20 protein-coding genes are annotated in these 20,024 nt (G+C 59.9%); 13 read left to right on the top strand and 7 right to left on the bottom strand.

The window, feature by feature from the left end:
• Positions 1–4: 4 nt before the first annotated feature.
• The 7 genes from RIN49_RS18760 (at position 5) to RIN49_RS18730 (ending at position 9,333) form a co-directional block, all read left to right on the top strand.
• Entirely contained in the window at positions 5–496 is a 492-nt protein-coding gene (locus tag RIN49_RS18760; protein WP_309121687.1) for a chemotaxis protein CheW, read from the top strand.
• A 25-nt stretch (positions 497–521) separates the two neighbouring features.
• Positions 522–2,234 (top strand): methyl-accepting chemotaxis protein, encoded by a 1,713-nt coding sequence (locus RIN49_RS18755; protein WP_309121686.1) that lies wholly within the window; start codon positions 522–524, stop codon positions 2,232–2,234.
• Positions 2,235–2,273: 39 nt separating this feature from the next.
• Positions 2,274–3,989, top strand: a complete 1,716-nt coding sequence (locus RIN49_RS18750; RefSeq protein ID WP_309121685.1) for a methyl-accepting chemotaxis protein — start codon at positions 2,274–2,276, stop codon at positions 3,987–3,989.
• Positions 3,990–4,065: 76 nt separating this feature from the next.
• Positions 4,066–5,784 (top strand): methyl-accepting chemotaxis protein, encoded by a 1,719-nt coding sequence (locus RIN49_RS18745; protein ID WP_309121684.1) that lies wholly within the window; start codon positions 4,066–4,068, stop codon positions 5,782–5,784.
• Between the two features lie 9 nt (positions 5,785–5,793).
• A complete protein-coding gene (locus RIN49_RS18740; RefSeq protein ID WP_309121683.1) occupies positions 5,794–6,603 on the top strand; it encodes a CheR family methyltransferase in 810 nt (269 codons plus the stop codon).
• Between the two features lie 10 nt (positions 6,604–6,613).
• Positions 6,614–7,648 carry a protein-glutamate methylesterase/protein-glutamine glutaminase gene (locus tag RIN49_RS18735; protein WP_309121682.1) on the top strand — a complete coding sequence of 345 codons (1,035 nt, stop codon included), beginning with the start codon at positions 6,614–6,616 and terminating at the stop codon, positions 7,646–7,648.
• Positions 7,649–7,671: 23 nt separating this feature from the next.
• Positions 7,672–9,333: a putative bifunctional diguanylate cyclase/phosphodiesterase gene (locus RIN49_RS18730; RefSeq protein WP_309121729.1), complete on the top strand. Its 1,662-nt coding sequence runs from the start codon at positions 7,672–7,674 to the stop codon at positions 9,331–9,333.
• A 294-nt stretch (positions 9,334–9,627) separates the two neighbouring features.
• Here the strand turns inward: RIN49_RS18730 and RIN49_RS18725 are convergent, their stop codons facing one another.
• Complete coding sequence (locus tag RIN49_RS18725) at positions 9,628–9,951, bottom strand: helix-turn-helix domain-containing protein (RefSeq protein WP_138197096.1); 324 nt, start codon at positions 9,949–9,951, stop codon at positions 9,628–9,630.
• Positions 9,952–10,271: 320 nt separating this feature from the next.
• On the opposite strand from RIN49_RS18725, the gene RIN49_RS18720 reads away from it, so the two are divergent.
• The 6 genes from RIN49_RS18720 to RIN49_RS18700 all read left to right on the top strand — a co-directional run bounded on the left by RIN49_RS18720 (position 10,272) and on the right by RIN49_RS18700 (position 15,395).
• Positions 10,272–10,403 carry an anti-repressor SinI family protein gene (locus RIN49_RS18720; RefSeq protein WP_309121681.1) on the top strand — a complete coding sequence of 44 codons (132 nt, stop codon included), beginning with the start codon at positions 10,272–10,274 and terminating at the stop codon, positions 10,401–10,403.
• 36 nt (positions 10,404–10,439) lie between these two features.
• The gene (locus tag RIN49_RS28855) at positions 10,440–10,823 is read left to right on the top strand and encodes a VanZ family protein (RefSeq protein WP_375295265.1); all 384 of its coding nucleotides are present in this window, start codon (positions 10,440–10,442) and stop codon (positions 10,821–10,823) included.
• Positions 10,824–10,896: 73 nt separating this feature from the next.
• Complete coding sequence (locus tag RIN49_RS18715) at positions 10,897–11,646, top strand: YveK family protein (RefSeq protein WP_309121680.1); 750 nt, start codon at positions 10,897–10,899, stop codon at positions 11,644–11,646.
• Complete coding sequence (locus tag RIN49_RS18710; protein ID WP_309121679.1) at positions 11,627–12,310, top strand: CpsD/CapB family tyrosine-protein kinase; 684 nt, start codon at positions 11,627–11,629, stop codon at positions 12,308–12,310. Before RIN49_RS18715 ends, RIN49_RS18710 begins: the two co-directional genes overlap by 20 nt.
• Positions 12,311–12,336: 26 nt before the next feature.
• Positions 12,337–13,635, top strand: coding sequence for an efflux RND transporter periplasmic adaptor subunit (locus RIN49_RS18705; protein WP_309121678.1), 1,299 nt, complete (start codon positions 12,337–12,339; stop codon positions 13,633–13,635).
• A complete protein-coding gene (locus tag RIN49_RS18700) occupies positions 13,632–15,395 on the top strand; it encodes a hypothetical protein (RefSeq protein ID WP_309121677.1) in 1,764 nt (587 codons plus the stop codon). Before RIN49_RS18705 ends, RIN49_RS18700 begins: the two co-directional genes overlap by 4 nt.
• Before the next feature lie 91 nt (positions 15,396–15,486).
• Here the strand turns inward: RIN49_RS18700 and RIN49_RS18695 are convergent, their stop codons facing one another.
• From RIN49_RS18695 to RIN49_RS18670, 6 genes are read right to left on the bottom strand one after another with little or no spacing between them, the layout of a single operon-like run.
• Positions 15,487–16,494, bottom strand: a complete 1,008-nt coding sequence (locus tag RIN49_RS18695) for a nucleotidyltransferase family protein (protein ID WP_309121676.1) — start codon at positions 16,492–16,494, stop codon at positions 15,487–15,489.
• A complete protein-coding gene (locus RIN49_RS18690) occupies positions 16,491–18,269 on the bottom strand; it encodes an ABC transporter ATP-binding protein (protein ID WP_309121675.1) in 1,779 nt (592 codons plus the stop codon). Before RIN49_RS18690 ends, RIN49_RS18695 begins: the two co-directional genes overlap by 4 nt.
• The gene (locus tag RIN49_RS18685; protein ID WP_309121674.1) at positions 18,266–18,742 is read right to left on the bottom strand and encodes a signal peptidase I; all 477 of its coding nucleotides are present in this window, start codon (positions 18,740–18,742) and stop codon (positions 18,266–18,268) included. The genes RIN49_RS18690 and RIN49_RS18685 overlap by 4 nt, the downstream gene beginning before the upstream one ends.
• Positions 18,732–19,004 (bottom strand): PqqD family protein, encoded by a 273-nt coding sequence (locus RIN49_RS18680; RefSeq protein WP_309121673.1) that lies wholly within the window; start codon positions 19,002–19,004, stop codon positions 18,732–18,734. The genes RIN49_RS18685 and RIN49_RS18680 overlap by 11 nt, the downstream gene beginning before the upstream one ends.
• Entirely contained in the window at positions 19,004–19,792 is a 789-nt protein-coding gene (locus tag RIN49_RS18675) for a hypothetical protein (RefSeq protein WP_309121672.1), read from the bottom strand. The genes RIN49_RS18680 and RIN49_RS18675 overlap by 1 nt, the downstream gene beginning before the upstream one ends.
• A complete protein-coding gene (locus RIN49_RS18670; protein WP_309121671.1) occupies positions 19,789–20,007 on the bottom strand; it encodes a hypothetical protein in 219 nt (72 codons plus the stop codon). Before RIN49_RS18670 ends, RIN49_RS18675 begins: the two co-directional genes overlap by 4 nt.
• Positions 20,008–20,024 lie beyond the last annotated feature (17 nt).

The raw sequence follows: 20,024 nt of genomic DNA, 5'->3' as shown, positions 1-20,024 counted from the left end.
CGACATGTCGGACATCATTTTGGATCAAGCGTCTATGGAAGAGGATACCCAAAAGGGGAAGTTTCTGACCTTCGTCTTGGGGACGGAAGAGTACGGCATCGAAATCAAGTACGTAACGGAAATCATCAACCTGCAGCCGATCACGGTCGTGCCGGAAGTGCCTGTCTATATGAAAGGGATCATCAACCTCCGAGGCACGATCATTCCCGTCATGGACGTGCGGCTCCGGTTCCAGAAGCCGGTGCGGGAATACAATGATCGGACTTGCATCATCGTGATTCACTTCGAAGACGTCACGATCGGCCTGATCGTGGACAGCGTCGCCGAGGTACTGAACATCGCGGACGGCGACATCGTCGACCCGCCGAACATGAACCAGACGAGCCAGCGGTACATCCGCGGCATCGGCAAGGTGAACGGCAGCGTGAAGCTGCTGCTGGATTGCTCGAAGCTGATCGGCGACGACGATCTGCAGCAGATCAAGTCGAACGGGTAATATTTCGAACGCAGGAGGTATTCGGATGAGGCGCTGGTTCTTGAACATGAAGCTTCGACATAAGTTGGTTTCCGCTTTCGTCGTCGTCGCCGTCATCGCCGGTGTGGTCGGCGTGTTCGCGATTGTAAATTTGAAGGATATCACGACGCGGGATAAAGAAATGTATGAAGTGAATACGAGACCGGTGGTTTTGCTCGGTCAGTGGTCCGGACTCTATCAAAACACTCGGGTGGCGGTACGAGATGTCCTCCTGTCGGACGATCCGGCGTACAAACAGGAACGGGCGGACAGGGTCGTGGAACTGTTCGAAGATATGGAACCGTTGTTGGCGGAATTCGAAGCGTCGATCCGCAGTGACGAGGTTCGTAACCATTATCGAACGCTCAACGGAGCGTTCGATCAGTATTACGAGGGTACGCTGGAAGCTGCTCGGTTAGGCTTGGCGGGACAAAGCGAACAAGGCTGGGATCAGTTATATCAGATGCTTGAGCTAACGTCGACGGTGACGCGTGCAACGGAAGATTTAATGGAGGTCAAATCGCGACAGGCCGACGAGAAGCTGTCTGTAAACCTCGATACCGGAAATCGGGCGACGTGGGTTATGCTCGTCTTGATCGTCGTCGCTATGGCGCTCGCGATCGCGCTGGGTCTCCTAATCGCCCGCATGATCGCCCGCCCGGTGCAGACGCTCGTCGAGGCGTCGCGGAAGGTAACCGACGGAGACCTGAACGTGACGATCGACATCCGAACGAAAGACGAGATCGGCATGCTCGCGCAGTCGTTCGCCGCGATGACGGACAGCATGAACGAGGTGCTTCATAATATCTCGAATGCGTCGGAGCAGGTCGCTTCGGGCTCCCGCCAAGTGTCGGAAGCGAGTCAGGGGCTGTCGCAGGGCTCGACCGAGCAGGCGTCATCCATTCAGCAACTGACGGCGTCGATGGAGCAGATCGCTTCGCAGACGAAACGAAACGCTGTAAGCGCGGAGCAGGCGAACGAGTTGGCGCTGTCGGCAAGCGAGGACGCATTGCAGGGCAATCGGCAAATGAAAGAGATGCTGTCCGCGATGGAGCAAATCAACGAGTCGTCGGGCAATATCTCGAAGATTATTAAGGTCATCGACGAAATCGCGTTCCAAACGAACATCCTCGCGTTGAACGCGGCGGTCGAGGCGGCGCGGGCCGGACAGCACGGCAAGGGCTTCGCGGTCGTCGCCGAAGAAGTGCGGAATCTCGCGGCGCGCAGCGCGGACGCGGCCAAGGAGACGACGGTGCTGATCGAAGGTTCGATCAAGAAGGTAGAAGTCGGTACGCGAATTGCGAACGACACGGCGGTCGCGCTCGAGAAGATCGTGGGCGGCGTCAGCCATGCGGCCCAGCTCGTCGGATCGATCGCGAGCGCCTCGAACGAACAAGCGTCAGGCATCGAGCAGGCGAACCAGGGCATCGCGCAGGTGTCGGCGGTGATCCAAGCGAACTCCGCGACGAGCGAGCAGTGCGCGGCGGCGAGCGAGGAGCTGTCCGGCCAGTCGGAGCAGCTGAAGGAGATGGTCGGCAAGTTCCGCTTGAAGCGCAACGCGTCTTCGGCGGGCTTCGGCGGGTTCGATGCTTATGCGGGCGTAGGCGCAACGGGGCGCGCGCGGGTTATGCCGGCGCTCGCTCGAGCGGAGGTCGCCGCATCCTTATCCGGGAAGCCGAAGATCCGCTGGGAAGACGACGATTTCGGGAAGTACGAATAACATTCGATCCACATCAAACTCAAGAGGAGCGTCCATCCCATGCAATGGTTCCGCAACCTACGAATCAGCAAAAAGTTACTTGCTTCATTCGGCGTTATCGCCGTCCTGGCGGGCGTCATCGGCGCGATCGGGTCCATCAGTTTGGCAAACTTATCCAACAGGTTGTCTGACACATATGAGTATAATACGAAGCCGACCGCGTATATAGGGAACTGGTTGGAGCAGTACGCCAGTATGAAGGTCGTTTTGCGCGATGCCCTCATTCTGGACGACCCCCAGGTACATATCAGCCGCAAAGAGCGGTTCGACGAACTGAAACGACAGATGGACGCCTCTTTGGCGGAATACGCCAAGGGGATCGCGAACGAAGAGGAGCGGGAGCTCTACAATAAGTTGTTCGACACTTTCAATACCTACTTCGTACACTTGGAAAACACGTTCCAGGCCGTGTTGGACGGGGACAAAGCCCGTGCGATTCAATTGTATCAGGAAGGCAACGATCTAAATATAACCGTCAACGAGATCGGCCGGGGCATTATGCAAATGAATATGGCTCTTGCCGAACAGGATGTGGCCGAAAACACGGCATCCTCGAGTAAACTCATAATGCTCATGGTATTCCTAAGCGTTCTAGGCGTTATCGTCGCCATGCTGCTCGGCGTCGCCATCTCCCGTATGATCAGCCGTCCGATTCAGACGCTCGTCGACGCGTCGCGGAAGGTGGCCGACGGGGATATGAACGTCGACATCGACATCCGGACGAAGGACGAAATCGGAATTCTGGCGCAGGCGTTCGGCGCGATGACGGACAGCATGAACGAGGTGCTGCATAACATCGCGAACGCGTCGGAGCAGGTCGCTTCGGGCTCCCGCCAGGTGTCGGAAGCGAGTCAGGAGCTGTCGCAGGGCTCGACGGAGCAGGCGTCCTCGATCCAGCAGCTGACGGCGTCCATGGAGCAGATCGCGTCGCAGACGAAGCAGAACGCGGCGAACGCGGAACAGGCGAATATGCTGGCGATGTCGGCTAGCGCGGACGCCGACCAGGGGAACAGCCAGATGAAAGAGATGCTGGCGGCGATGGAGCAAATCAACGAATCGTCGGGCAACATCTCGAAGATTATTAAGGTCATCGACGAAATCGCATTCCAGACGAACATCCTCGCGCTCAACGCGGCGGTCGAGGCGGCACGGGCGGGCCAGCACGGCAAGGGCTTCGCCGTCGTCGCCGAGGAAGTGCGGAACCTCGCGGCGCGCAGCGCGAACGCGGCGAAGGAGACGACGGTGCTGATCGAAGGCTCGATCAAGAAGGTCGAGGCCGGCACGAGAATCGCGAACGATACGGCGGCCGCGCTCGAGAAGATCGTGGGCGGCGTCGGCAAGGCGGCCGACCTCGTCGGGTCGATCGCGAACGCCTCGAACGAACAAGCCGCGGGCATTCTGCAAGCGAACCAGGGCATCGCGCAGGTGTCGGAGGTCATACAGGCGAACTCCGCGACGAGCGAGGAGTGCGCCGCGGCGAGCGAGGAGTTGTCCGGCCAGTCCGAACAGCTGAAGGAGATGGTCGGCAAGTTCCGGTTGAAGCGAAATACGTCTTCGATGGGCTTCGGCGGCTACGAAGCTTACGCGGGACTCGATTCGAATCGGGCCCGGCTCGCGCCGGCGTTCGCCCGGGCGGAGGTCGCCGCGGCATCCGCGCCTGCGACAGGCAAACCGAGAATTCGGTTGGACGACGACGATTTCGGCAAATACGAGTGAGGCGGACTGCCTTTTCAATTCGTCCGATTTCGAGCATGAGTCAAGGACGTGAATTCATCTTTAGGAGGTCATCCTCTTGAACCATTGGTTGTTGAATCTTAGGCTTCGCCTCAAGCTCGTCTTCGGGTACGCGATCGTTGCGTGCATCGCCGCCATGATCGGCATCTTCGCGATCGTGAATTTCCAATCGATCGATGACCGCGATACGGAGTTATACGAGGAAAATACGGTGCCGATCGCGGTTCTCGGCAGCTGGATGGAACTGTTCAACAGTATGCGCGTCGCCGCAAGAGACGTGCTGCTGTCGGATGATCCGAACTATCGGCAACAACGCGCGGATCGCATATCGGAACTGCACGGCGAGATGGAGCCGATGATGGATCGGTTGAAGGCGACGGTTGCGGCCGCCGAAGAGAGTCGGACGCTGTACGAGTCCCTCGAAGCGGCGTTCGCCGCCTTTCACTCCGGAAACCAAGAAGTTGTTCGTCTCGCGTTGGCCGGGGAGAACGTGAAAGCGATGGAGCTCCAATACGGGAAGCTGTCGGAACAGGCATCGCTGACTTCGGACGCGGCGTTAGGGTTCATGAGCGAATTGGAGCGCCAAGCCAAGCTCAAGGTAGAGGAAAATACGGTCGTGGCGAACCGAGCGTCTCTCGTCATGATCGCTCTCATCGTGATTGCCATGCTCCTCGCCGTGGGCCTAGGTTCCTGGATTTCGGGCTTCGTCGTGCGCCCGATCCAGACGCTCGTCGAGGCGTCGCGGAAGGTGGCCGACGGGGATCTGAACGTCGACATCGACATCCGGACGAAGGACGAGATCGGCACGCTGGCGCAGGCGTTCGGCGCGATGACGGACAGCATGAACGAAGTGCTGCATAACATCGCGAATGCATCGGAGCAAGTCGCTTCGGGCTCCCGTCAGGTGTCGGAAGCGAGTCAGGAGCTGTCGCAAGGTTCGACGGAGCAGGCGTCCTCGATTCAGCAGCTAACGGCGTCGATGGAGCAGATCGCGTCGCAGACGAAGCAAAACGCGGCGAACGCGGCACAAGCGAACCGGCTGGCGATATCGGCGAGCGAGGACGCGGAGCAGGGCAACGGTCAGATGAAAGAGATGCTGGCGGCGATGGAGCAAATCAACGAATCGTCGGGCAACATCTCCAAGATTATCAAGGTGATCGACGAGATCGCGTTCCAGACGAACATCCTCGCGCTGAACGCGGCGGTCGAGGCGGCGCGGGCGGGGCAGCACGGCAAGGGCTTCGCGGTCGTCGCGGAAGAGGTGCGGAACCTCGCGGCGCGCAGCGCGAACGCGGCGAAGGATACGACGTCGCTGATCGAAGGCTCGATCAAGAAGGTCGAGGCCGGCACGAGAATCGCGAACGATACGGCGGCCGCGCTCGAGAAGATCGTGGGCGGCGTCGGCAAAGCGGCCGACCTCGTCGGGTCGATCGCGAACGCCTCGAACGAGCAGGCCTCGGGCATTCTGCAAGCGAACCAGGGCATCGCGCAAGTATCGGAGGTCATTCAGGCGAACTCCGCGACGAGCGAGGAGTGCGCCGCGGCGAGCGAGGAGCTGTCCGGCCAGTCCGAGCAGCTGAAGGAAATGGTCGGCAAGTTCCGGTTGAAGCGGAATACGTCTTCGATGGGCTTCGGCGGCTACGAAGCTTACGCGGGACACGATTCGAATCGGACCCGGCTCGCGCCGGCGTTCGCCCGGGCGGAGGTCGCCGCGACATCCGCATCCGGCAAACCGAGAATCCGATTGGACGACGACGACTTCGGCAAATACGAGTAGGGGTCGATTATGACGACGCTAACGGAGCAGGAATACCGGCATCTTGCCGGATACATAAAGAAATATCTCGGCATTCACCTCGGGACCGAGAAGAAGACGCTCGTCCAGAGCCGTCTGCTTCCCGCCTTGGAGCAGCGACGGATGCACAGCTTCGGCCAATACGTCGAATACTTGGAGCGCGACGGCACGGGCGTCGCCCTCCGGGAATTGGCGGCGAGGCTGACGACGAATCACACGTACTTCAACCGGGAAGCGGAGCACTTCGTCTTCCTGAGAGATCAGGTGCTCCCGTACTTGGAACGGACGGTCGCCTCCCGCGACTTGCGGATTTGGAGCGCAGGCTGCTCCTACGGGCAGGAGCCGTACACGCTGGCGATGCTGCTGGCAGACTACTTCGGCGCGGACAAGGCGTCATGGGATACGAAGCTGCTGGCGACCGACATCTCGCCGAAGGCGATCGAGCATGCGAAGGGCGGCGTATACAAGCGGGAGGATGTGCTGCAGCTGCCGGAGCGGTGGCGGCGCGCGTACTTCCAACCCGTCGGGACCGACGGCTTCGCCGTCGTTCCCAAGTTGAAGAACGAAGTATTGTTCCGTACGCTCAATCTCATCCATCCGTTCCCGTTCCGGCGTCCGTTCCAAGTGATCTTCTGCCGGAACGTGATGATTTACTTCGACGCCAAGCTGCGCTCCGAGCTGCTGCATAAATTTTACGACGCGCTTGCGCCGGGAGGCTATTTGTTTATCGGTCACTCGGAGTCGATCCCGAGGGACGAGACGAAATTCGAATACGTCATGCCGGCGGTTTATCGAAAGTGAGGGGAACGCGTTGCCGAAAATCAAAGTGCTCGTCGTAGACGACTCCGCTTTGTTCCGACACGCGGTCGTCAGAGGGCTCGAGGAGCATCCGTCGATCGAGGTCGTCGCCGCCGCCGCGGACCCGTACGAGGCGCGCGACCGTATCTTGGAGCATGAGCCCGACGTCATGGTGCTCGACGTCGAGATGCCGAAGATGAACGGGATCGTATTTCTGAAGAAGCTGCTGCCCCAGTACCCGCTGCCGGTCGTCGTGATGAGCTCGCTGCCCGACCACGTCTTCGAAGCGATGGAATGCGGCGCGGTCGACTTCATCGCGAAGCCGGGCAGCCGAACCGGGGTCGAGGCGCCCGTCTTTCTGCGGGAGCTGCAGAGCAAGATTCGCGTCGCCGCCCGGGCGACGATCGCTCGGCCGTCCGCCGCGCCGGCGGCGCAGCAGCCGCCCGTTCGGGAGCAGCCGCGGGCGGCATCGACCGCCTGCGACGTCATCGCGATCGGCGCGTCCACGGGCGGTACGGAGGCGATTCTCTCCGTACTGAAGGGGCTGCCGCCCGAGAGTCCGGGCATCGTCATCGTGCAGCATATGCCGCCGGGCTTCACGAAGTCATATGCGGAACGTCTGAATCGGGTAACGGCGTTCGACGTGAAAGAAGCCGTCAGCGGAGACGTCGTGGCGCCGGGGAAGGCGCTGCTGGCGCCCGGCAATCAACAGATGAAGCTCGTGAAGCGCGGCTCGAGGCTTCATGTGGAAGTGTATGAGGGTCCGAAGGTAAGCGGGCATTGCCCGTCGGTCGACGTGCTGTTCGAATCGGTCGCGACGACCGTCGGCCCGAGGGGGATCGGCGTGCTGCTCACGGGCATGGGCAGCGACGGCGCCATGGGCTTGCTGCAGATGCGGGGCCGCGGCGCCCGAACCGCCGGTCAGGACGAGACGACCTCGGTCGTGTACGGCATGCCCAAGGTCGCTTTCGAGATCGGCGCGGTGGAGAAGCAGACGTCGCTGCAGCAAATCCCGGTCGCGGTGAAACATTGGGTGTGGAATTCGTAAGAGGAACCGGAGGCTTGAATCGGATGTACGCGGACAATTCCGTATTGCTTGCGTTGGACGACGAATGGAGCGCGCTTCTGCTGGAGGGCGATACCATATGCGGGGTCAGCGGCAAGGCATTGGTTCTGTTGGATGTAGAAGACCGCGCGCGCGTCGTCGGACAGCCGTTCGCCCGCTTGCTCTATCAGCGGATCACCGCCTCTCTAAAGGAGGATATCCGAGAAAGCATCGAGTCGACCGGCCGTTGGCACGGCGAGTTGAAAATGCGTAGGGGCGAGGACTGGTTTTGGGCGGAGTGCGCGATTCGCCGCCTGCCCTCCAAGAACGGCGAGCCTCGATCGCTGTGCTGCTTCCGCGACTCCACGAGGCAGAAGGAATTGGAGCATCAGGTGTTTATATCGGAGTGCTACGACACCTTGACCTCGCTGCCGAACCGGGCGTTCTTCGGCTATCGCCTGTCGATCGAGGTCGACAAAGCGTCGAGAATCCCGTCTAGAACGCTTCTGCTGCTGTTGATCGATATCGATCACTTCAAGCTGATCAACGATTCACTAGGACATGCGTTCGGAGACCGCGTGTTGAAGGAGATCGCGAAGCGCTTGGACGCATGCATCGACCATTCGATGCTGCTCGGGCGGATCGGCGGAGACGAGTTCGCGTTGGTTCTGAAATCGGAGTCGAAGCCCGCGCTGCTGCCGAAGGTGCGGAAGGTGATCGAAGCGGTCACGACGCCGATCAAGATCGACCAGCACGATCTGTCGTTCACCTGCAGCGCGGGCGCCAGCTGTTACCCCGACGACGCGAAAGAGGCGGACATCCTGCTCAAACACGCAGAACTCGCGATGGCCGCGGCGAAAGAGCAAGGGCGCAACCAGATGCTCTTCTTCGAAAAGCGGATGAACGCTTCGGCGATGCGGCGTCTGCTGCTGCCGAATTACTTGCGCCGCGCGGTCGAACGGCAGGAATTCGAGGTGTACTACCAGCCGAAGCAGCGGCTTTGCGACTTGGAGATTTACGGAATGGAGGCGCTCATCCGGTGGCGTTCGCCCGATCTCGGATGGGTGCCGCCGTCGGAGTTCATCACGATTGCGGAAGAGCTGGGACTGATTCACGAAATCGGGACATGGGTCCTTCGCACCGCTTGCGCGAAAGCGCGAGAATGGCAGCGAGAAGGCTGCCGGTCGATGAGCGTCAGCGTCAACTTATCGGGGAAGCAGTTCCAGCAGCAAGACCTTGACGCGACGATCGCCGCGGTACTGGCGGAGACGGGGCTGCCGCCGGAGCGGCTCGAGCTCGAGTTGACGGAGAGCAGCGTCATGCTGCATCCGGAGGAATCCGCGTTCGCGCTGCAGCGGCTGAAGAAGCTCGGCGTATCCGTCTCGGTCGACGATTTCGGGACGGGATTTTCCTCTCTGAACTATTTATCCGTCTTCCCGCTCGACACGCTGAAGATCGACAAATCGTTCGTGCAGGCGATGACGAACGACGCCAAGAACGCGGTGTTGGTCGAGGCGATCGTCGACCTGGGGCATAAGCTGGGGCTCGCGATCGTGGCGGAAGGCGTAGAGACGCCGGAACAGCGGGAGATGCTGTCGTCGTACGGCTGCGATTGCATTCAAGGATATATTCTTAGCCCTCCGGTGGATGCGGCGAGCTTTAAAGAACGCTACCTGAGGCAAGGATAACGGCGTCCGAGACGCGACGAAGAAGGAACCGGCGCAAGCCTCCCGACGGGGGCGGCGCCTTTCTTCGTTTTCTCCATATTGACAATGATACAACTTGTAACATATTATAGGTTCAAGTTGATAGTTACCGCATGCTCGGGAGGGGACGAATCATGGAGATGTATTGTTTTCGTTGCAGATCGATTGTGCCGGTTCGACAAATGCAGACGGTGATGAAGACGGCGTTCTACAAGTCTTACCCCGCCGGAATTTGCTGCGGCTGCCATTCCCAGGAATGCGATGCGGATCTGAAGCCTACTGGTTTTTCTTCCACTTTTGGTACTCCAGGAAGTCCTTGAATTGCTGTTTGTCTACGCCGGAAGCCATCGCCTCTTGCACGAGCTGCGTCCATTCCGCGTCCAAGGGCTCATCCTCCTGCTCCCCGAACAGCAAAGAATTGATCGGGACCTTCAGCGTAGCGGCCATCTTCTCGATAAATTGAATCGACGGATTGCTTTGAATGTCCCGCTCTACGTTGCTCAGATATGACTTCGCCACGCCTGCCGCCTCCGCGAGTTCGGAGAGCGAGAGGCGTTTTTGTGTTCTTATGGCTTTAATGCGATTCCCGATGCTGTCCATGGTTTGTCGTCCTTTTCGTTTGAATTGTTCTTTATACTATAACGATAATTATAACATAGTTCCTTAAAACGAACAAAATGAATATCGACTCATGTTGCAAACTTTTTTTCGAAGAGCGGAAGAAAGAAGAAGGGGGATAAGTTCGTCTATTTTTCATTTTTTTCCAATGATTCGACAAAATTCCGCCTAAAAAATTTTTTTCAGGCTACAAACTTTGACAAAATACAAATTGTATCAGGGGTATAATGCTGATATTGGGCGGATAGGAACACTGCACTATTTGCTACTATTGGGGTTTATTCTAGGAGGCTGGGTTTTCCGTGGAAGAAGCAATGAAACGCTTGGACGCAGAGTGGTTGGAACTGATCTTGATGGCGAAGCGCATGGGTCTGACCATCGAGGAGATCCGCGAATTTCTTACGAGAGAAACCGTCCAGCGTAAAGCGCAATAAAGAAAACCCTCGCCAAATACGCACTCCGCATTCCGAATCCGTCATGCATCTCTTTTCGCGTTATACGTTACTTTCGTTGGGGGTCTTGCTCGAAGCGGCGCATCTGTTTCAATTCGGCATTCTTTACGCGGCTCTCGTCGTCGCGGCGTTGACCTTCGGCCCGCTGACGAAGCGAGGGGAGGCGTTCGCGTCCTCCTCTCCGCGCTCTATGCGTCGCTGGACGAAGCGCATCAATATTTCGTGCCCTTCCGTTCGGCGACGCTGACCGATCTGGCGAAGGATGTCGTCGCATCGCGGTCGTCTGGTGGGCGATTCGAAGATCGTACCGATCCGAACGGTCCAGACTCGGACATGCGGTTAGGAAATGCTCCGCTGTATTTTCAAAAATGTAGGCTCGTCGTGTTGACATGTTCACTATAGAGAACTAAACTGTAATTAATGGTTCGTTAAAGTGAACTGTTGAGACGGCTAACGACAGTGGAGGGAAAATGATATGAGATCGGACGAAATAGACGTAAAGGTCTATTTTACTATGGTCAAAAGACGCTTATGGCTCATCGTCGTCTGCGTCGCGTCCTTCACGACGCTTGCGGCTTGGTACAGCTACCAAAACTATGTCCCCATGTACGAGGCGCATACGAAGCTGATCGTGAACGACGCGAGCGAGGCGGACCCGTTCGGTCGGCAGCAGATGAACATCGGCGGCGGCGCGAACAGCGGATTGATCGACACTTATAAGGAAGTGATTCGCACCCCGATCATTATGGACAAGGTCGTTCAGCGCTACCCGAATTTGGGCGTGAGCTCCGAGCACTTGATGTCCGCGGTTCGAGTCGCCGCCCTGAACAACACCCAGGTCATGATTTTCTCCATCGTAGATTACTCTCACGAGCGCGCGGTCTTGATCGTAAACGCGATCACCGACGTGTTTCAAGCCGAAATCCCGCGCATCTCCCCGGTGAACAGCGTAGTCGTCTTAACGGAAGCGAAGATGGAAGCCGACCCGGAGCCGATCAACGAGAAACAAAACACGTACATCGTCCTCGGCTTCATGGCTTCGTTGATCCTGTCGGTCGGCGGCGTCATCCTGCTCGACAGCCTCGACGACACCTTGCGGACGGAGGATGACATCCGGGAGGCGCTCGGCATTCCGACGTTGTCCTCCATTCCGAAGCTGGAGAAGCGCCGCCGCTCGAAAACCAAGAACATCGGGGAGGGGCCGTATGCCGCGGTTAAATTCTAAGTCGACGGTTTCGCTGCACGGCGATGTTTCGTCCCCCTTTTCCGAAGCGTACCGCACTTTGAAAATCAACATCGACTTCGCCGCCGTCGGCCTGACGGTATCCATCGCGACGATCGCCGTCACTTCGGCCGCACCGGGCGAGGGCAAGACGACGACGGCGCTGCAATTGGCCGCGGCTTACGCGAGGGGCGGGAAGAACGCCCTGCTCGTCGACGGCGACATCCGAAAGCCTAGTCTGCATTCCTTGACGGGCCGCGGCGGAGGAATCGGCCTGACGGACTACCTAGCCGATCCGAATACCGTATTGTTCGATATCGTTCACGATTCCCCATTGGAGCGGATGTCCGTGATGACCGCGGGTACGCCGGTACCGAATCCGTCCGACCTGCTCGCATCCGATCGGCTCGATTCGCTCTTGCAGGAGCTTAAGCGAAGATACGACGTCATCGTCATCGATACGCCTCCGGTGCTCGGCGCGATCGACGCGAAGATCGTCGCGTCGAAGTGCGACGGCGTCTTATTCGTCGTCGAGGGCGGCAAGGTGAAGCGGGACGCCGCGAAGAAGGCTCTGGACGAGCTGAATCAAGCGAAAGCCAGGATTCTAGGAGCGACGCTGACGAAGGTGCATCGGAAGGACGCTCAGAAATATCCTTACTACTCTTAATTCTAATGAAGGAAGAAGGGTACCTCGTGAGATCTGGAAGGAAGCAACGGAGGTTCATCGGGCGCAGCGCGCGCCAAGTCGGGATCGGGGTCCTCAGCCTGTCGATGCTGACCGGCTGCTCGCTGCTGGACGCTTTCCGATCGGAAGAACCGGCGGCGGAAGCGCCCGCGCTGAAGACGGTGAGGGTCGAGACGGTGGCCGTGCGGCGCATCGAAGAGCCCGTCTTCGTCGTCGGAGACGTCCTCACCTCGCTCCGGATGGACGTCGTCGTCGACATCGGGGGCAAGGTGGAGCAAGTGTATAAGCGGTTGGGCGAGACGGTGAAGGAAGGCGAGCCGCTGGCGAAGCTGAGCTCGGCGGACGCGGAGCAGGCCAGATCGGAAGCGGCCGCCGCGCTGGATCGGGCGCGCGCGGCCGTCGCCGCGGGGAAGCAGGCCCTGGCCGACGGCCGGAAGGAGTTGTCCGTCGAGATCAAGAAGATGGAGCTCGAGCACGAGAGGCTCGTTCGCGCGAGGAATAAGACGAAGAACGATTATGACGGCGGAACGGCGACGAAGTCGGCGCTGGACGAAGCCGAGCTCCAAGTGGAAGCGTCCCGAATCGACCTGGAGCTGGCGAGGCAGAGGCTCCGGTCGATGACATCGGCGGATGCGATCTCCTCGCTGGAGGCCGAAGCGAACGACGCGGAGCAGGAGCTGCTTCGCGTCGAGGAGGCGCTTCGGCATCTGGAAGTCGTCTCGCCGATCACCGGGATCATTACGGCCCAGACGTTGATCGAGGGGACGTTCGTCAAGGCCGGCGAGGTCGTCGGTACGATCGACCGGGTCGATCCGCTCCGCATCTCGGCGCGATTGAACGAGGAAGCGGCCAATCTGGTCCGGGGCAAGACCGATCTCCAATACGCTTTGCCGGGCGGGGAGGCGACGAGTCGCGCGAATATCCATTATCTCACGAGCATCATGGATCCGGAGACGAAAACGTATGAGATCAGTTTAGAGGCGCCGGGCGTCGGGTCGGGACTGAAGCCCGGCATGAAGGTGTCGGTGCAGCTGACGGAGGACGCCGATCAGACCGCTCTGGGCATCCCGCAATATAGCGTCATAGAGGACGGAACGACGCAATACGTGTTCGTGCTGCAGGGGGACGTCGTAGAGAAGCGGGAGGTGCGGCTCGGCCGCTCGAACGCGAACTATTACGAAGTGTTGTCCGGCGTACGGGAAGGGGAGAAGCTCGTCGTGATGGGTCAAGCGGGGCTGCAAGATCGGGAACAAGTGTTTAGCGTCGAGGCGGAGACGGCTTCGGAGCCGGGGGCGGTGCAGCCATGAAGAAGCATTGGCAATGGAAGCGGCTGGCGGCCTGCTCCGTCCTCGTGCCCGTCTTGCTGTGGAGCGCGCTACCGATGACGGCGGGCGCGGATACGGCGGCAGCGGTTTCTCCGGCCGCGGCCTCGCTTACGCCTTATGCGATCACGAGCGAGCTGAGGGCAGGCGTCAAGAGCGTCTTGAACGAACGCACGCAAGAAGGGACTCGGATCGGCGTCGTGGTGCGGTTGTTCAACCGGAGCGCTAGCGTCGTCGTCGTGCCCGACTATCAAGTCAGGGTATCGACGACGGAGGGGATCTCCTACGCGTTGGAGCCCAGCGCGGCGAACGCGATCGCGGTGCAGCCGCGGGAGACGATCGAGTTAAGCTATATGATTACCGTGAAGCGGCATGACGCGTTCTCGCTCGAGAAGCTCGTCTGGCTGAGCGTAGACGAGTTCGTGTACCCGAAGCAAGAGACGGTCGTCGCTTCCGTCGGCATCGCCTCCATGGAATGGAGAGGGAATGCGACGACGTTCTCCGATAAGTCGAAGACGCTTGCTTGGGGCGAGTCGTTCGCGTTGTCGGAAGCCGGCGAGCTCGCGGCGGCCGGCGATTCGCTCCGGTATACGCCGGTGCAGCTCCTCGATCAGGAGACGCCGCAAGGCGCCGTTACGCTGGCGAGACTGCTCGTCGCGAACCCAGGAAGCGCGAAGCAATGGATCCCCGACTTCGCCTTGGTGGGGAAAGCGGACAATCGATTTTACACAGGAACGAGGAAGGAAGCGGGAGCGCTCTCGTTGGAGCCGGGGGAGACGCGGTATATTCATTACGCGCTGCCGGCGGACCACCGAAAGCCGTGGGGCGGCTTGACGGTGGCGACTCCCGAGTCCTTCGTTCGGTCGGACGGCACAGTCGTACCGTACATGGTCGGGCGGCTGCAAATTCAGACGCCGGCGAGCGCCGCGGCCGCGTCTCTCCGGATCCAACCGTATAAGCTTAAGAATAAGATCGCCCTCGACGCATCGAATCCGCTCGCGAATCCCGACATCGAGCTCGCGGTGGTGGAGCTGCAGCGGTTCGTGCAAGACGGCGACGGCTACCAGACGGCCGTTGCCAAAATCCAAATGACGAATCGAGGAAGCCGCGCCGTCTTGATGCCGCACTTCGGACTCGAGTGGGAGACCTCGAACGGCGACCGGTACGAGGGGATTCGTCAGAGCACCGTCTGGCGGTCGCTCTTGCCCAAGATCGGCATGGTGCTGAACTACGCCTTCACGATCCCCGCCTCCGAGCAAGGGGAGAAGGTCGAGCTGCATGTGCTCGGCGGAACCGTCGACGGCCAGGCGTCGGAGCTGTCCCAAGTGCCGATCGCGGCGTTGTCCGCGGGCTTGTCGGCGTCGCCGGAAGCGTCGGTCATCGACATGTACCCGTTCACGATGACCGTCGAGCGTTGGAAGATTCGGTCGGAGATCCAAGGAGGCGCGAATTTCACGTACACCTATGAGCTTGAGTTGGACGTCGCCCTCTCGCGGGCCGCGGACGCCGCCGTCGACAAAACGTCGACGCGGATGAGAGCGGAGCTCGTGGACGAATCCGGACGGGTGCTCGATTCGCGGACGCTGCCGTTCGCCGGGCAAGGGCGCATCGTGGACGGGAAACAGACGATCCGGTTCGAAGGCGCGGAGACCGAGCAGCGAATGAACTCGCTTGCGGTGAATCTCTACGAGGTGTTCGACACGGCCGAGGGAGAAGTAGCGCGTTTGGCGAAGACGTTGAAGTAAGGGGCAGGGGCTTAGGGCCGGCGAAGACGCGGACGCGCGTCGTCGCCGGCTCTTTCCGCGTGGAAGGGGACGATTCGGTGTTCTTCGGCGGCTACCTTCTGCTCAAGGATCGCAAGTACTGCATCGTCGCCGATAGCCGGTGCAGCGGGGAATCGTAGTCGGACCACTGGTATTGGGCGAGACGCATGTACTGCCGCAAATCTTTCTCGTCTTTGTGTCGGATCGCGCGGTAGTTCCACCATAACCGCTCCGCGCTCCGGCTCTGGAAGGGAAGGGGGAGAACCCGGTGCAAATGGGGAAATTGGTTGTACACGATGGACAAGGTGCTGGTCAACCGCCGGTGCGTTCGATGCACGAGGGCGTCCCCGAATAAGCGGTCGGTATCCAGGCGTCCGCCCGCCCGATGGATCATCTGCGCGATATCGAGAAAATATTTAGGCGAGTCCAGCGCGTGCTTCCAGCCATGCAAACAAATCATGTAGAACGCGTGATAGTCGGAGAGCTCTTTAATGTGCTTGTAAGACTCGCGCGGGACCGCTTCCTCCCAAAGCTCGTCGACGTCGAAGGAGGAGGTTCGCTCGGTCAACAAGCTCCAATGCAGTTCGACGGGCAAGGGGACCGTCGAGCCGGGAAGCGGCTTCGCCTGCGCGCTGTGGAAGTGCTGCTCGATCCGCCGCCCCTCGATCGTAAAGCCCAGCGATCGCAGGCAACTCCGCGCTCGTTCCACATCCGCGGCCCGGATCAGGACATCGATATCCGAGGTCGGCCTTGCGCCGACGCGGGAGAAATACTTCTCCGCGAATCGGGTGCCCTTCAACGGAATCGCATCGATGCCTTCCGCCTCGAATCGATCGAGCAGCCGGTCGGTTTCCAGATGAATGTACAGATTGCGATGAAGCGATTCCCGGTACAGTTCCTTCAGGCGAGCGCGGAAGAAGGGCGGCGTCCGGTCCAGGCGATCGCCTTCCTCCAAGAGGGTATAGACCTGCGGCGCAATCGCGAAATATTCGATATCCTCCAATGCGCTTAGGTAGGCTTTGAAATCGGACGGAAGCGGAACGCGTTCGTCGTACAGCGCTTGAAGCAGCGTCATGATCATCGATAATGGCTCCTTATGCCGTTGGTTTGCCTTCGGGTCAATTCGCGATACGTTCCCCGTTTGCGCATGAGCTCCTCGTGCGTCCCCGACTCGGCGATGCGGCCTTGGTCCAAGACGACGATGAAGTCGGCGTTCCGCACCGTCGACAGGCGGTGCGCGATCACGAGCGTCGTGCGGTCTTGCATCAGGCGTTGCAACGCTTCCTGCACCTGATGCTCGGTCTCGCCGTCCAAGGCGGAGGTCGCCTCGTCGAGCAGCAAGATCGGCGCGTCCTTCAGAATCGCTCGAGCGATGGCGAGCCGCTGCTTCTGTCCGCCCGACAGCTTCATGCCGCGCTCCCCGATTTCCGTGTCGTATCCGTTCGGAAGCGAGACGATGAAGTCGTGGATGTTCGCGCTTCTCGCCGCGTCGATCATCGCCGCCTCCGTAACGCCGGGCCGCGCGAGCGACAAATTGTCCCGTACGGTGCCCGAAAATAAGAAGGAATCCTGAGGCACGTGAGCCATATAGCCGCGGAGCCGGGAAGGCGTCAGCTCTCCGGCGGACAACCCGTCCACAAGGATGTCCCCCGCCTCAAGTTTGTAGAAGCCCAATAGCAACTGGAATAACGTCGTCTTCCCCGCGCCGCTGGCGCCTACGATCGCGACGGTCTTCCCCGCGGGGACGTCGAGCGAGAACCGATCGATGACCCGGGTCGACCCGTCGTAACTGAACGTTACTTCTTTAAAGGCGATCGATTTCGCGCCCGGCGGCGGGCATTCGTAGTCGGGCAGTTCCCGGGTATCGAGCGGCTGCTCGAGCACGCGAAGGAGCCGCTCCGCGGACGTAAGCGAGCTTTGCAGCCCGGCCCAGAGCCCCGCCATGCCCATGAGCGGATAAATCAGATGATTCGTCAAATTGACGAAGGACAGGAGGGAGCCGATGCTGATGACGCGATTCGAGACGAAGTAGGCGCCGACGCACAGGCTCAGCAAGAACGCGGCCGCCCCGGCCGCTTCCCCGCCGGCGCGGAACCAGCCGCGCAGCCGCGTATCCTTCGTCTCGAGCTCGAACAGCCGTTGATTTTCCGCCGTATAGGTCCGGTACAACTTCTTCTCCAAGCTGAAGGAGCGCACGACGAAGGTGCCGAGGAACGTCTCGTTCAGCAGACTGTTCAAATTTTCGCACAGCACGTGCATGACGCGGTTGTTGCGTCGAAGCAGCACCCCGAACAGCGCGCCGGAAGCCAGCGCGGCCGGGATGACGGCCAGGCTTAGGACGGATAAAAACCAATGAATCTGAAGCATATAGACGAATACGGCGATAAAGACGAGCGGAAGCTTCACTAGATGGATCAGGCTGCTGCCGATCATGCCGCCGATGCCGTGGATGTCCCCCGTGAAATGAGTCATCACCGCACCGGAGCGAAGGTTGCCGATATGCGACGCCGGAAGCAGCATGACGTGCTGGAGCAGATGCTCCTTCAAATCCTTCTTCACGTTCGCCGTCGCCCGGAAATCCAGCATGTTGTTCCAATAGCCGGAGGCGATGCTGAGCGAGATTAGAAGCACCCCCGCCGGAACGAGACGGCCGAGCTTGTCGAAGCTGCCCTCGACGGCGGCGTCGGTAATCGTCCCCATAAACCAGGCGTAAGCCAGCGTAAGCGCGATGTCCACGAACATAAAGAAGAACAGGCCTGCATACGCCTTTCGGTGCTTCCATAAGAATGGGAAAAGCATCCGGTACGGCTTCTTAAATTCCTGGAAGGAGAAAGCCTTCAACGAACGGGCGATCATGAGAACGCTCCGGTCGTCGTCCGAGGCGGAACCCGAAGCTTTCTAGCGAACCGGTGCAGCGCGCGGCTCAGGACCGGAAGCGACAGCACAAGAAAGCTCCACGCTCGGAAAGCGAAGCCGACGGCCTCGATGCTGCGGCCGCGTCTCCGAACCGACGCCAGCTTCCCGAGGATTCGTTCCTTCCGGACCGGCGGATCGCAGGAGAGGTTCGCATCCCCCTTGAACAGGTAGAGCCGTTCTCCGTTCGCGGATTCCACTCTTAGGAGGCGGTGAGCGATCAGCTGCTCCGTCTCGGCATAATACAGGACCACGTCCCCCCGTCGCAGCGAGGGAGCGGGACACGGAATGAAGCGGCAGACGTCTCCTTGGCGAATGAGAGGGAACATGCTGCGCCCTTGCGCCGGAAGCTCGAGCCATCCGCCCTTCCGAAGCGACGCCGCCAGCAGCTCCGCGATGCTTCGATCAATAACCACGTTCCACCAACCCGCACCCGTGCAGATCGGATAAGAAGCAATGGAGCTCCTGCTCCAAGGTCTCGGGCTCGGTCCCGGTCCCGTAAAGCAGGCGGAACTCCTCCGCCAGAGAGGCTGCCGTCTGCGGACTGGACAGCAGCGTCCAACACATGCCGCCGGTATGATTCACCTTCGTAATCGTAGCGCGTTCCGTATCGACGATCATCCATTCGTCGTCTAACCGTACCGCCTCGCAGCCTGCCTTACGCGAATATTCCGCCATTATGAGATCAACTCCCAGAAGCTGTCGTTTTTTTGAAAATGAAGCTCGTATACCGGCACCTGAAGAACGAGCAGTCGAAGCATCGAGAGCACTCTCGCCGTATGTTCCGCCCCGCGCTCCCAACAAAACACTTGGTCCGTCAATCGAATGAGGCCGTCCGCCTTCGAAAGCTCGACTTTCCGATGATGGCCGGCTTGCCGGAGCAGCTGGACGCTGCGCAGGGGGAACGCACCTTCGGGCGGACCGTCCGTCTCCAGCTCGCTGCGGAACGGAGAGTGGTAGACGGCGATCCGATCCGTACCGATCTTCACGAGCGCGGCTTCGTCGGAAAGCACGGTACGAGGCTGCGAAAGCGCCGCGGCCGTCGACTTGCCGGCGCCGGAGCGCCCGGCGAACAGATGCGCCTCGCCGCCCTGTCCCAGCACGCACGAGGAGTGGATCATGAGTCCCCAGCGATGTTTAATGATGTAGGCGCTGTATAAGTTCATAAGCGCGTGCTTTAAAGCGAGCTCGTTATGGACCTGCACGCTCGCGCTGCGGCCGTCCGCGGCGAGCGCGATCCGATAATCGGCCCTACGATAATCGGCGACCCCGTCTTCCGTCCGAGCTTCGACCTCGTAGCCCGCGAAGGGAACGCCGTAGCCCTCCGAGACGCGGATCGAGAGGTCGAGCGTTCGCTCGTTCGGCGGCAAGGGGACGTAAGAGCGCTGGAAGAAAGCGGAGAACCGGTCCGAGTCGAGTTCGACTCGGACCTTGTGTTCCCCGAACGCCAGGAAAAGCGAGATCATTTGTTGCCTTTCCCTTTGTTATCCTTCCATACACCGTTGCCGATGCCGTTCTTCCCGTCGTGATGGGGGTTGGTGTCCGGGAAGTTGGATCCGTTGTTGCCTGTGCCGGGGTGATTCAAATTTCCTTTGCCGGGGTTCCAGCTTTGCGCCGTTTCGAACTGGATCGGCTGGTGGGAGATGACCTTAGGCGGCTGGAATTGCTGCTCTTTCCTCATGAATAGATCCTCCGATT

The organism is Paenibacillus sp. (assembly GCF_031177825.1).
Lineage (GTDB): Bacteria > Bacillota > Bacilli > Paenibacillales > YIM-B00363 > Paenibacillus_AE.
The sequence above is the reverse complement of the archived record's forward strand: the minus strand, read 5'-3'. Positions and strand labels throughout refer to the sequence as shown.

Excerpts from the sequence above, each read along its gene's own strand:
- RIN49_RS18760 (WP_309121687.1), top strand. The coding sequence starts at position 5 with ATGTCGGACATCATTTTGGATCAAGCGTCTATGGAAGAGGATACCCAA.
- RIN49_RS18755 (WP_309121686.1), top strand. The coding sequence starts at position 522 with ATGAGGCGCTGGTTCTTGAACATGAAGCTTCGACATAAGTTGGTTTCC.
- RIN49_RS18750 (WP_309121685.1), top strand. The coding sequence starts at position 2,274 with ATGCAATGGTTCCGCAACCTACGAATCAGCAAAAAGTTACTTGCTTCA.
- RIN49_RS18740 (WP_309121683.1), top strand. The coding sequence starts at position 5,794 with ATGACGACGCTAACGGAGCAGGAATACCGGCATCTTGCCGGATACATA.
- RIN49_RS18730 (WP_309121729.1), top strand. The coding sequence starts at position 7,672 with ATGTACGCGGACAATTCCGTATTGCTTGCGTTGGACGACGAATGGAGC.
- RIN49_RS18725 (WP_138197096.1), bottom strand. The coding sequence starts at position 9,951 with ATGGACAGCATCGGGAATCGCATTAAAGCCATAAGAACACAAAAACGC.
- RIN49_RS18715 (WP_309121680.1), top strand. The coding sequence starts at position 10,897 with ATGAGATCGGACGAAATAGACGTAAAGGTCTATTTTACTATGGTCAAA.
- RIN49_RS18710 (WP_309121679.1), top strand. The coding sequence starts at position 11,627 with ATGCCGCGGTTAAATTCTAAGTCGACGGTTTCGCTGCACGGCGATGTT.
- RIN49_RS18700 (WP_309121677.1), top strand. The coding sequence starts at position 13,632 with ATGAAGAAGCATTGGCAATGGAAGCGGCTGGCGGCCTGCTCCGTCCTC.
- RIN49_RS18695 (WP_309121676.1), bottom strand. The coding sequence starts at position 16,494 with ATGATCATGACGCTGCTTCAAGCGCTGTACGACGAACGCGTTCCGCTT.
- RIN49_RS18690 (WP_309121675.1), bottom strand. The coding sequence starts at position 18,269 with ATGATCGCCCGTTCGTTGAAGGCTTTCTCCTTCCAGGAATTTAAGAAG.
- RIN49_RS18680 (WP_309121673.1), bottom strand. The coding sequence starts at position 19,004 with ATGGCGGAATATTCGCGTAAGGCAGGCTGCGAGGCGGTACGGTTAGAC.
- RIN49_RS18675 (WP_309121672.1), bottom strand. The coding sequence starts at position 19,792 with ATGATCTCGCTTTTCCTGGCGTTCGGGGAACACAAGGTCCGAGTCGAA.
- RIN49_RS18670 (WP_309121671.1), bottom strand. The coding sequence starts at position 20,007 with ATGAGGAAAGAGCAGCAATTCCAGCCGCCTAAGGTCATCTCCCACCAG.